Here is a 12,826-nt window from a genome sequence, read left to right on the forward strand (position 1 = left end):
ACTATCTACATCTAGGTTTTATCATTTATTAAAAGTAGTTTCACGCTTGCGTTTCCCGCATCCGTTCCCATTGGAGGGTTTTCTTTCACTACCTCCACTTCGACCGATTGCATATCCGGGAATTGTGTCAATAGGCGCTGACCTATATTTCCGGCCACACGTTCCAGCAGATTGCAAGGTTCCAACATGGAAGTGGATACCACGAGATATATGTCGGCATAGTTCAACGTGTCGTCCACATGGTCCGACCGAATGGCTCTTGATACGTCATAACCTATTTTCAGATTCACCACATAGTCATTGCCCGTAAGGCGTTCCTGCGGCAGCACACCGTGGAAAGCATGATACCGCAAACCATTCAAACAAATGAAACTTTCTTTCAATTTCATATGGGTCGTATTATATCCGAAATTCCACGAGACAGCATTTGCCGTCCCGCGGAACATCTCTATTAACTTTATCTACGGCTTTATCCGCAGCGACTGGCACCGCAGTTGGTACAAATCAAGCATCCCTCTTGATATACCAAACTCTCGTTACCACAAACCGGGCACTTCTGCCCCTTTGCCTGAGTGCCGTCGGTGATATACTTCTTCAGCGCACGCTCTACACCGTTCTTCCATGTATTGATACTTTCATCCTTCAACTGGAGCGAACTTACCAACTTCATCACATGGTCAATAGGCATACGATAACGCAAAACACCAGAAATCAACTTGGCATAATTCCAATATTCGGGGTTGAACTTCTCGCTCAAACCCTCCACCGTCGTCTTATAACCACGCTTGTTTTCAAACTGGAAATCGTAACGACTACTGCCGTCTTCACTCTTTTTCTTAATAATCTTACCTTTGGTAACGGTCTTTGGCAACACGATACCTTCCTCATCATCTTGCAATCCGGTGAAGATTTCATAAGGATAACCATTGAGCAGACCTACGAAAGCCACCCACTTCTCCTTATTGTTTTGGAATCTCACGACATCACATTCCAACTCTGCCGGGCGCACTTCGGTCACCTCTGTATGATGGCATGGAGGTGCCGGAGCAGTCAATGGTTCCGGTGTTTCTTTATTTTCTTCCTTCTTCTTATCTTTCTTCGACACAGAAATCATCACACCCGAACGACTTCCATCGCGGTAAATGGTGCATCCTTTACATCCACTCTTCCATGCCTCTACGTACAGACGGTTCACGAGTTCTTCGTCTACGTTGCTCGGCAGGTTCACTGTTACGCTGATAGAATGGTCTACCCATTTCTGAATAGCGCCTTGCATCTTCACCTTCATCAGCCAGTCTACATCGTTAGCCGTAGCCTTATAATAAGGCGACTTAGCCACCAATGCCTCTATCTCTTCTGCCGTATAGCGCTTGTTGGGGTCGTAACCGTTGATCTGCATCCATGTTAAGAACTTGCGATGGTACACGATATACTCTTCAAACGAGTCGCCCACCTCATCGACAAAGTCCACATGTACGTCGGCATCATTGGGATTCACCTTGCGACGACGCTTATAGAACGGCATGAATACAGGCTCAATACCACTAGTCGTCTGTGTCATCAGCGAGATAGTACCCGTAGGAGCGATGGTCAAACAAGCAATGTTACGACGACCATATTTCTCCATATCGGCATACAACTCTGGTTCTGCCTCTTTGATACGCAGCACGAAAGGATTGGCAGCTTCACGCTTCGCATCGTAAATCTCAAATGCTCCACGCTCTTCAGCCATCGTTACCGAACTACGATAAGCATTCAATGCCAAAGTCTTATGCACATTTACGCTGAAGTCGGTAGCCTCTTGGGTGCCGTAACGCAGATTCATAGCAGCCAGCATATCGCCTTCGGCAGTGATACCTACCCCTGTACGACGTCCCATACCACTCTTACGCTGAATCTTTTCCCATAGATGATATTCTGCTCCTTTCACCTCGTTGCTCTGAGGGTCGACCTCTATCTTCTTCATGATGAGGTCTATCTTCTCCATCTCCAAGTCTATGATATCGTCCATGATGCGCTGTGCCAACTGCACATGCTTCTTGAATTTCTCGAAATTGAAGATAGCTTTATCCGTGAATGGATTCTCTACATAACTATAAAGATTGATACTCAACAGACGGCAAGAGTCGTAAGGACACAATGGAATCTCACCACAAGGGTTGGTACTTACCGTGCGGAAGCCTAAATCGGCATAGCAATCGGGAATGCTCTCACGAAGAATCGTATCCCAAAATAATACACCCGGCTCAGCACTCTTCCAAGCATTATGCACTATTTTCTCCCATAAAGCCTTGGCAGAGATTTCCTTCGACACCTTAGGATTGTTGCCATCTATGGGATATTGCTGTACATAAGGCTTACCATCGACGGCAGCCTGCATGAACCTATCGTCCAACTTCACCGATACATTGGCACCTGTAACCTTGCCCTCTGTCATCTTTGCGTCGATAAAAGCCTCACTATCGGGATGCTTAATACTCACGCTGAGCATCAACGCACCGCGACGACCATCTTGCGCTACCTCACGCGTAGAGTTGCTATAACGCTCCATGAAAGGCACAAGACCAGTACTTGTCAATGCCGAATTATTCACCGGTGAGCCTTTCGGACGGATATGACTCAGATCATGCCCTACTCCACCGCGACGCTTCATCAGCTGTACTTGCTCCTCGTCGATACGCATGATAGCGCCATAACTGTCGGCATCGCCATCCAAACCAATTACAAAACAGTTGCTCAAGCTAGCCACTTGGTGATCGTTTCCGATACCGGTCATCGGACTACCGGCCGGAACGATATAGCGAAAGTGATCCATCAAGTCGAACACTTCTTGTGCCGACATCGGATTCGGGTATTTCTTTTCAATACGTGCGATTTCATTTGCGATACGCCAATGCATATCTTCGGGACTCTGTTCGAAAATATTTCCGAAGCTGTCTTTCATCGCATACTTATTAACCCACACTCTAGCAGCCAGCTCTTCACCGTCAAAGTACTTCAAAGAAGCCTGAAAAGCTTCTTCATAAGAGTAAATCTTATTCTTTTCCATGTTTGTTTTGATCAGTAGGATTTATGTTGCAAATGTACATAATATATTTCACTTAATCTCCTCTTTTCGGTAGATTAATTTCATAATTAACACGCCCAAGTTTTCTAAAACAGAGAACATTTTCTCGAAGAGAATAGCTGAAAGTTTCCCATTTTGAGTAACTTGCAAACTCTTTACTATGAATTTGTTCTCACAAAACGTTTCATTTTGAAAATAAATAACACTAAATACTCTATATAAAAAGTCAAAAACAAATGAAAACAAGCTCCATAATACACCCCTCTTCTCTCTTCTCTAACCCCTTATTTCCTCCTCTCTCTCCTTGAGATAGAACTGAAAAGAGATTACTGCAACTGCTTACCAGCATCGCTGCCTAGGCTAAACAGCATTGCTGAATAAGCTTGGCAGCATTGCTGCTAAGCCTTTGCAGACTGCTATAAAATACGCAGATGGTCGGCTAATTGTACGAAATAGTCGTTCGACCATATATCTATGGCAGTAGCATCAAGAATAAATGGACGAACATCTGTCTTCACTTGATCTAGGTTTACAGTCAACAATCGTTCTCGCAGCAGCATCAGAAACTGCTCGACACTCATATCTACTCCGTTAAATTCACGTATGCGCTCTCGCAAATGGCGATAGTCGAGCGGTATACCATGCCGTATATACCATTCAAAATCGTACCAATCGCGACCTTTTACACGGTTTTTCCAATTCCGAAATACTAGCGCATGGAGTTTTCCAGCAAAGAGGTCGGGCAAGGCAAAACATCTAACCATAAAAGAAAAAGGCTGAAGTATAAGCTTTTGTTCTGTCTGAAAATCAAGCGGAGGAGCGGTATCTACTTCTATTTTCACCGTAATGCTCTTCTCTGTTTGGAATGTTAGGTCGTAAACTTCAGTAGTATCTTTCAAGAAAGCCGACTCACCCTTTCCAAAATTCTTTTTGTCTTTCTTGGTAATTACAAGCTCACGTCCCAACGCTTTAAACTCGGTGACAATCGCATCAAAATAATTCTCAATCTTAAAGTCATTATCTTTTTGCAACAACGAGAAGTCCATATCTTCAGAATAGCGATTCAATCCATGTACGATTCTCAAACATGTACCTCCATAGAAAGCTGCCTTTTCAAAAAAACCACCTCTATAAAGCCCTGCCAAAGCTATCTATTGAGTCACTTCATACATCGCATTGCGATTGTCACTGTCTGTGGTTCGCCGATGGGCAGCAAGCATATTATCAAAAATATCATTCATGAGCGCAGTATATTAGCTATATTTTGAATCAAAACAGACTTTTTCCCGACAGTAGCACAAGCTTCAAATACAGAGGCATCCATCGCACGGAATTCGTCCATGTCCAATCGCAAATCTTCTTCTAAATAACGGAGTAATTCTTGGCGATACCTCATATTCAAATATGGTGTCGTCACTATCAAATCACATAAAGCCTTTTCAGGCGATGCCATCAGGTACGAAAGATTATCTTCATTGACTATCTTAACGCCTATAGGATAATAGTCTACATCGACATGAAGGTATTCAAAGCGCCCTACAGAGTTATCAAATTGATTTGAACGCTTCATTGTGATAGACTGGATGGAGTAGACTTGTTCGGGAATCATGCCCCAATGGCGTAACGCTGTAAGGCACGATACATAAGAAGGTCCATAGAGATGGTTGGCAACTAAGGATGTTGAAATATGTACACGACTTACCTCCGGGGACACAATATACAGCCCTCGCTTTAAACGAATAATATCTTCCTGCCTTTCCATATACGAAAGTTTCTTATCGGGAGCTTTTATATCACGCATCATAGACTTTAAAACGTCTGCACTAAAAGGCACACTACCAAGCTTTTCAAGTTGTCGTCTAATATCCATTACCACCTTTTTAGAATGTTTACAAGGCAAATATAGTAAAAACATACATAGTAAAAGAGAATTTTTCTCGTTTTCTCGACATTTTTTTACCAATACTATTTCTTCTTAGAGCGACAAATAACTTCAGGTTAAATATTTTCTGTTATCTTCGTTTTTATTATCTTTGCAAACATGAAAGAAACGATATTAAGACGAAGAACAATTCGTAAATATAGCCAAAAGGAAGTGAGCGAAGAACTGTTAAACGACCTGTTGGAGGCAGCCGGACGAACTCCCACGATGGGAAACCTGCAACTCTACAGTGTTGTCGTGACACGCGATGAGCAGCGAAAATCCGCCTTGGCACCGGCACACTTCAATCAACCGATGGTAACAGGAGCTCCCGTGGTACTCACTATCTGCGCCGATTTTCGCCGAACAAGCGTCTGGGCAGAGAATAGAAAGGCCGTTCCGGGATACGACAACTTCCTCTCGTTCATGAATGCAGCGACAGATGCCCTGCTCTACACGCAGACTTTTACGTGTTTGGCAGAAGAAGTCGGATTGGGAACCTGCTTCCTTGGCACTACCATCTATATGCCGCAACTCATCATTGATACACTAAAACTGCCTCAACTCGTGATGCCGGTGGCCACACTGACCGTAGGTTGGCCCGACGAGGAGCCGGCACTCAGTGACCGTTTGCCGTTGAAAGCTTTCATTCATCAAGAAATCTACACCGACTATACGCCACAGAGTATTGATGAATACTACACATCAAAGGAGCAATTGGAAGAAAATAAGCACTTCGTAGAAATCAATGACAAAGAGACTTTGGCTCAGATCTTCACGGATATTCGCTATACCAAGAAAGATAATGAAGCTTTGTCGGAAGGCTTCATGAAAGCATTAAAATCTCAAGGTTTTTAATGTTGTTATACGAGAATAAACTTAGCTATCGAACAGGCGCATACTAAAAGATACAAGACAAAAGAATACCGCCCCAACGAGAACTGAAGAAGAGACTACGAAGAGACTCGTTTTCAGTAGCCGTTGGGGCGGTATGAAATATAAAAACAAGGTAGACAGAGGAATCATTTACTGTCTCCGAGAGTTTTATTTGCGTTCCAGTGTGATATGCTTACCGCTGGTATGATAGCGGAAAGGAATGGTATAGGTCAACGCATTCAATACAGAGTCGATGGTTTCATTGCGACGTATATAGCCCGAATAAGTCTGTCGGCGGTCCATATTGTCGGCCAAAGTAATATCTACACCATAAAAACGCGACAACACAAGCGCAATATCGGCAATCGACATATTCTCAAACGGAATCATGCCATCGTGCCATACAGCCTCTAGCTGTGCATAGACGTTCTTCACCTCCATGGTGTGCAAATTCTTATTAATGATAGCTTTCTGGTTTGGTTTGATGATAACCTTGCCTTCTCCATCAAGACCTGATACTTCAAGACGCCCCTCCAGCAATGTCACCTCTTCCTGTCCATTGCCCGCTTCAGTCTTAAAGTCGAAAACGGTACCTAAAACACGCGTCTCCACTCCCTTACTATTGACGATAAAAGGCTTTGTCGGATTCTTGGTAACTTCAAACAAGGCCTCGCCCGTAAGTTCTACCCTACGCTCGTCTCCATCGAAATTGCGGGGGTAACTAATCGTACCATTCTTATTAAGCCACACCTTTGTACTGTCGGGCAACGTCACTGCCAGCACCCTACCGTTGGCCGTAACAGTTGTCATTTGCGGATTCTTCAGCATAGACCATAAAGCAACAGCACCTCCCACCACTACAATGGTGAGGGCAGCAGCATAGCGTGTCCATACAAGTCGACGCACTTTGGCACGTCGATTTTCCAACCGGTGAATCTCGTCGAATAGTGATGCTTCCACCTTATTAATATCAGGTATAGCGTCTTGAGGCCTGCGTAGTCCTTCACGATAAGCCAACTCGGCACTGAAGAGCATGCGCTCATTGTCCTTAGACTGGCGCAACCAATCAAGGAGTTGCGTATCATCGGCGTGCGAGTCCTTACCCAATATGTAGTTTTTTATTAATTTAAAATTCATGCTGTCGTAATATCCTGATTTTAATTTCTTATTTACCTTTTATATATAGAAACACCTTTAAAGAGAAAATAGCGTATTGCGAAAAAGCAAAAAAATGTTATTTCTTCTTGAGAAAAGCCAGCCGATCGCGCAGATAGCACAGTGCTTTATAGACATGTACGTCGACTGTACGAACGGAAACTTCCATCACATCGGCAATCTCTTTATTTTTCATACCGTGAACATAGCTCATCACGAATGCCTGTCGCCTCTTGTCGGGTAGTTCATCAATAGCCGTATGAATCTGTTGGTGGAGTTCTCGACTCTCCATATAGCGTATGACATCATTGTGTTCCGGATGAAAGAAGTCCATACGACTTGCCTCTATCTGTGTACGGGCATCTTGATAATCTTTCACCACAGCCTTATGTTTCATTATATTGATAGCCCTACTATACACTGCTCGGTAGAGAAAAGCCTTCATGTGCTCACGGTCGGTCATACTTTCTCGATATTTCCAGAGTTCCACAAAGGCCTCTTGGACAAGATCTTTCACCTCATCCTCGTCCACCAAATGCGATGCATAATAGGCCAAGGGCGAATATAACTCCCTGAAAATCAGCCTAAAATCATCTTCTGTAATATTCATCTATCACGCGCTTCTTTAGATATTAGTCATGTAAAATTACGTATTTCACGCGAGAAAGCAACACTACCTTGCGCTTTTTAATTATTTTAACTCACAGCTAAAAGACCTAACAGAACTACTATTTGGCAGACTAATTAGAAAAATAATAAAAAAAATAGTTTTAGGATACGCAATTCTCTGCAAAGGATTGTTATCATTATAAAAGCTATCATATATTGCGGGGTTCCGCAACTTAAACCATTTTTTAATAACTTAAAACAATAAATTCATTTCCAGCTATGGACAATAAACACTATGAACATGGTTTGACGTTATGTAAGACCATCTTGGTGCTCTTCCTACTCTGCGTTCCCATGCAAGGCATGAAGGCACAAGTGAACTTCGTAACTCCACGCGCCAAGCTCGAAGCTGTAGTTAAACAATTGAAAACCAAATCCAAGTATCGTTTCTTCTACAACGATGTATTGGCAAAGGTAGAGGTCAATGCCGTTACCGCCAAGGATGAGCCATTGCCTAATGTGCTCAACAAGCTCTTCGCAGGAACAGACATCACCTATAAGATTGTCGATGATGTAGTTTATCTCTCCAAGGGTAAAGCTACCGAACAGCAAAAGAAACAACAAGCTCAACAGCGTACCAGCGAAAGCCACAAGATTGAGGGAACCGTCACCGATGCCAATGGCGAGCCACTGATAGGTGTCAGCGTGCAGGTGAAAGGTTCTACGCTTGGAGCCGTAACCGACCTTGACGGCCATTACGTCTTCACCACAGATGTGGCCAATCCCGTACTGGTTTATTCTTATATTGGTTATGCAACCCAAGAAGTGGAATTGCAAGGACGCAACAAAATGGATCTCGTGATGCGCGAAGAAGCCCATACGTTGAGTGACGTTGTCGTAACAGCGCTTGGCATCAAACGCTCTGAGAAAGCCTTGAGTTATAATGTACAGAAGGTAGGAGGTGAGGATGTGAACACCGTAAAGAGTGCTAACTTCATGAATTCTTTGGCCGGTAAGGTGGCCGGTGTCAACATCAACTCTTCAGCTTCGGGTGCCGGTGGTGCAGCTCGTGTAGTGATGCGTGGTCCTAAATCGATTACCCAGAGTAACGGAGCACTCTATGTGGTAGACGGAGTACCCATGACCAACACCAGCCAAGGCGAAGTAGCCAACGGAAGATATGGCTCACAGCCCGGTTCAGAAGGCATCGCCGATATCAATCCAGAAGACATTGAGAGCATCTCTGTGCTCAGTGGTCCTGCCGCAGCAGCTCTTTATGGTTCGGCAGCAGCCCAAGGTGTCATCATGATTACCACCAAGAAGGGCAAAGAAGGCCGTATCCAAGTGAGCGTTTCCAACAGTTCACAGTTCAACCGCCCATTCATCATGCCTCAATTTCAAAACTCTTATGTCAACAGGCAGAATGAAGTGGCATCTTGGGGAGCCAAAGCTGAGTCGCAGTTTGGAAACTATGAACCCAAAAACTTCTTTGGTACAGGTAGCAATATACAGAACAATGTGTCTTTGACCGTAGGTTCTGACAAGAATCAGACTTATCTCTCGGTAGGTACGACAAATGCCAAGGGTATCATGCCTAACAATAGCTACAATCGCTATAACTTCACTTTCCGCAACACAACACATTTTTTGGATGATAAACTGACTTTTGATTTCGGTTTCAACTACATCCTTGAAAACGACAAGAACCTCACTGCACAAGGTGAATATTTCAATCCTATCCCTGCCGCATACCTCTTCCCACGTGGCGAGAGTTTCGATGCTATCCGCACATACGAAATTTGGGATCCTACACGCCTTATCTATATGCAGAACTGGAACTTTGGTGATGCTCTGAGTATGCAAAACCCTTACTGGATAGCCAACCGTATGGTACGCACCAATAAGAAGGGACGCTACATGGTCAACGGCTCTTTGAAATACCAAATCACCAAGTGGCTAGACGTAACCGGTCGTCTGCGTTGGGACGATGCGGCCACTAAGCAAGAAGATAAACGCTATGCCTCTACCATCAACCTGTTCTCTCACTCCAACTACGGTTTCTATGGATACGACAAAATCAACGACCAGAGTCTCTATGGAGACCTCATGGCTAATATCAACAAGTCGTGGGATACATTCAGCGTAGGTGCCAATATCGGTGGTTCGTTCTCACGTACGAAGTACGATGTGACCGGTTTTCAAGGCGGACTCAAAGCTCCTTCCAATCTATTTACACCTAATGCCATCGATTATAGCCAAGTAACGAATGACAACCGCCCCATATTCAACTTGAACAAACATTACATCAATTCATTGTTTGCCAACGTAGAATTGGGTTGGAAGAGCATGCTCTACTTGACATTAACCGGCCGTAACGACTGGGATTCTGCCCTCGATGGTACGGCAAAGAGTTCATTCTTCTATCCATCAGTAGGTATGTCGGCCGTTATTTCAGAAATGGCCAAGCTCCCTCGTTTCATCAATTACATGAAGGTACGTGCTTCTTGGGCCAGCGTAGGTTCGGCTATCAAGCCTAATATTTCTTCTTTGTGGCGATACGGGTACAATCCTGCATCTGCAACATATAGCACTGTGACCTATAAATTCCCCGAAACATTCTATCCGGAACGTACTGATTCGTGGGAGGCCGGCCTTACCGCACGCTTCTTCAACAATGCCTTGACAATGGATTTGACGGTTTATCAGAGCAACACTCGCAAGCAGACATTTCTTCGTTCAATCTCTGCCGGAGGTGGTTATAACCAAGAATACATTCAAACAGGTAATGTCCGCAACCGCGGTTTGGAGCTTTCGCTCGGCTATAACAAGACATGGGGTAATTTCGGATGGAACACCAATCTGACCTACAGTATGAATCGCAATAAGATTATCAACCTGCTCGACGATCCCAACGAGGTGCTCAACATGGGTGGACTCAATGGTATCAACATCATTTTGAAGAAAGGTGGTACCATGGGCGATGTCTATACCAGCACTGATTTCAAGCGCGATGCCGATGGAAACATTGCTTTGGATGCTAGTGGCAACGTGATGCAAGAAAATCTAAGCAACCCTGTTTATCGTGGTTCTGTGCTCCCCAAAGGTAACGTAGGTTTCTCTAACGAATTCTCTTATAAGGGAATGAACTTCGGTTTTCTCGTTACAGCACGCTTTGGTGGTATCGTAATGAGCCAGACACAAGCCATCCTCGACCAATATGGAGTATCCAAGGCATCGGCTGATGCTCGTGATAACGGAGGCATCAACGTCAATAGTGGCAAGGTGGGAGCCGAAGGTTACTTTGCAGTAGTAGGTGGTAACAACCCCATTTGGTCGGAATACATTTATAGTGCCACCAATGCTCGTCTACAAGAAGCCCACATTAGCTACACGCTTCCCAAAACATGGCTCAAGCATATACAACTAACGCTTGGACTGACAGCGCACAATCTCTTCATGATCTACAACAAAGCCCCGTTTGATCCAGAATCAACTGCCTCAACCGGTACATACTATCAAGGCTTTGACTACTTCATGCAGCCAAGTCTGCGCTCACTAGGTTTCAATGTAAACCTGAAATTCTAAGTTCCCGTCCTAATTAAATTAAAACATCACAATGAAAAATAAATATATTTCAAGAGTAGCCATGATGGGAATGGCAGCTGCTTTTACCATGAGCAGTCTTTCCTCATGTACGGCAGGTTTTGAAGAAGCCAACCGCCCGGGAAATAATGCTTCTGCAGAGGAACTGGGTCGTGACAACTATACCATAGGCTCATTCCTTGTACAAATGCAGAATGCTGTCTTCCCAGAACAAGAAAACGACTTCCAAATGGACGAAGACCTAATAGGCAATTATTTAGCTCGTTACATGACATACGTTAATCATGGATGGAATAACGCCAACTTTGCAACGATGAACGCCCCTGCCAATTGGGTGCGCTATCCACAGAAAACGGTGGCTCCCAAGTTTACTTCAGCTTTCAACGAAGTAAAGCGTTTGAGCAACGGAAAGAAAGATGTAAACTATGCTTGGGCTCTTATTCTGCGCTCACAAGGTATCCTTTGCATGACCGACAAGTATGGCCCATTCACCATCGGAGCCGGCAAAGATGGCAAAGAGTATAGTTCACAGAAAGATATCTACACACAAGTAGTGGCCGATTTGGATGAAGCTATCTCTATTCTGAAGCCTTTAACAAGCAACGCATCGTTTACCGCCAATGCCAGTTTCGACAAAGTGTACGGCGGAAAGTTTATCAAATGGATGAAATTTGCCAATTCCTTGAAACTGCGTATTGCTATACGAATCAGCGGTATAGAACCTGAGATGGCTAAGAAGATAGGCGTGGAAGCAGTCAAAGCCGGTGTCATAGAGAAGAATGATGAAAACCTTGCTATTGAATATACACCTCATGGACTTTATAAAACTTCTGTGGAATGGGGTGACAGTCGGGCCTGTGCCGACATCGAAAGCTACATGACCGGTTTTAACGACCCTCGATTGGCAAAATATTTTAAGCCCGTAGGCGAACGTAAGGCTGGTTCACGCGAGATTATCGGTTGTCGCGCCGGTGCCAAGATTGGTAACAAGTCGGTGGCAGGTCCGCTCTATTCGGCTGCCAATGTAACCAATTCTACCAAAGGTATTTGGCTCACAGCCGCAGAAATGTGGTTCTGCCGTGCCGAAGGAGCTTTAATGAATTGGGACGGAATGGGCGGTTCGGCCAAGACATTGTACGAAAAAGCCATTACAATATCTTTCCAACAATGGGAAGCCGGTGATGCAACTAATTATCTCAACAACAACTATGATAAGCAAGCTACCTATGAAGATGCTGACGGAGGCTTTGGTCATAATGTGGGTAGAGTAAGTACTATCACTGTCATGTGGGATGATCATGAATCTATGGAACGCAAGATGGAGCGCCTCATCACACAGAAATGGATTGCTCTCTTCCCTTATGGACAAGAAGGATGGAACGAAATCAGACGTACAGGTTATCCTAAAGTGTTCCCAGTAGACCAAAATACAGGTTCCTACACGATCAAGGTGCCAAACAGAATTCCATTCTCTGACACAGAAATCACAGAGAATCCAGAAAACTTGGCCAAGGCTAAAGAACTGTTACAAGGACCAGATACTTATGCAACACCAATGTGGTGGCAGAAGAAATGGTGGAGAAACTATTGATAAC

General features: G+C 44.2%; 8 protein-coding genes and 1 pseudogene. 3 read left to right on the top strand and 6 right to left on the bottom strand.

Annotated elements, in window-relative coordinates; all coding sequences use genetic code 11:
• Positions 1-11: 11 nt before the first annotated feature.
• The 4 genes and pseudogenes from folB to AC1EK4_RS00780 form a co-directional block, all read right to left on the bottom strand.
• Complete coding sequence (gene folB, locus AC1EK4_RS00765) at positions 12-389, bottom strand: dihydroneopterin aldolase (protein ID WP_036899175.1); 378 nt, start codon at positions 387-389, stop codon at positions 12-14.
• An 80-nt stretch (positions 390-469) separates the two neighbouring features.
• A complete protein-coding gene (locus AC1EK4_RS00770) occupies positions 470-3,049 on the bottom strand; it encodes an adenosylcobalamin-dependent ribonucleoside-diphosphate reductase (protein WP_480356634.1) in 2,580 nt (859 codons plus the stop codon).
• Between the two features lie 434 nt (positions 3,050-3,483).
• Positions 3,484-4,308, bottom strand: a pseudogene (locus AC1EK4_RS00775) (nucleotidyl transferase AbiEii/AbiGii toxin family protein).
• The gene (locus AC1EK4_RS00780) at positions 4,305-4,937 is read right to left on the bottom strand and encodes a type IV toxin-antitoxin system AbiEi family antitoxin domain-containing protein (RefSeq protein WP_052052931.1); all 633 of its coding nucleotides are present in this window, start codon (positions 4,935-4,937) and stop codon (positions 4,305-4,307) included. The pseudogene AC1EK4_RS00775 and the gene AC1EK4_RS00780 overlap by 4 nt, the downstream one beginning before the upstream one ends.
• A 171-nt stretch (positions 4,938-5,108) precedes the next feature.
• On the opposite strand from AC1EK4_RS00780, the gene AC1EK4_RS00785 reads away from it, so the two are divergent.
• The gene (locus AC1EK4_RS00785) at positions 5,109-5,846 is read left to right on the top strand and encodes a nitroreductase family protein (RefSeq protein WP_036899142.1); all 738 of its coding nucleotides are present in this window, start codon (positions 5,109-5,111) and stop codon (positions 5,844-5,846) included.
• 186 nt (positions 5,847-6,032) lie between these two features.
• Here AC1EK4_RS00785 and AC1EK4_RS00790 read toward each other — a convergent pair whose 3' ends face one another.
• Together AC1EK4_RS00790 and AC1EK4_RS00795 are read right to left on the bottom strand one after the other, a co-directional pair.
• Positions 6,033-7,001, bottom strand: a complete 969-nt coding sequence (locus AC1EK4_RS00790) for a FecR family protein (RefSeq protein ID WP_036899145.1) — start codon at positions 6,999-7,001, stop codon at positions 6,033-6,035.
• A 97-nt stretch (positions 7,002-7,098) separates the two neighbouring features.
• Complete coding sequence (locus AC1EK4_RS00795) at positions 7,099-7,629, bottom strand: RNA polymerase sigma-70 factor (RefSeq protein ID WP_036899148.1); 531 nt, start codon at positions 7,627-7,629, stop codon at positions 7,099-7,101.
• Positions 7,630-7,907: 278 nt separating this feature from the next.
• Here AC1EK4_RS00795 and AC1EK4_RS00800 point away from each other — a divergent pair, with 278 nt between their 5' ends.
• Both AC1EK4_RS00800 and AC1EK4_RS00805 read left to right on the top strand, forming a co-directional pair.
• On the top strand, positions 7,908-11,213 hold the full coding sequence (locus tag AC1EK4_RS00800) for a SusC/RagA family TonB-linked outer membrane protein (RefSeq protein ID WP_062434905.1): 3,306 nt from the start codon (positions 7,908-7,910) through the stop codon (positions 11,211-11,213).
• Between the two features lie 31 nt (positions 11,214-11,244).
• Positions 11,245-12,822: a SusD/RagB family nutrient-binding outer membrane lipoprotein gene (locus AC1EK4_RS00805; protein WP_062434902.1), complete on the top strand. Its 1,578-nt coding sequence runs from the start codon at positions 11,245-11,247 to the stop codon at positions 12,820-12,822.
• Positions 12,823-12,826 lie beyond the last annotated feature (4 nt).

It is taken from the genome of Prevotella sp. C0026C3 (genome assembly GCF_056590795.1).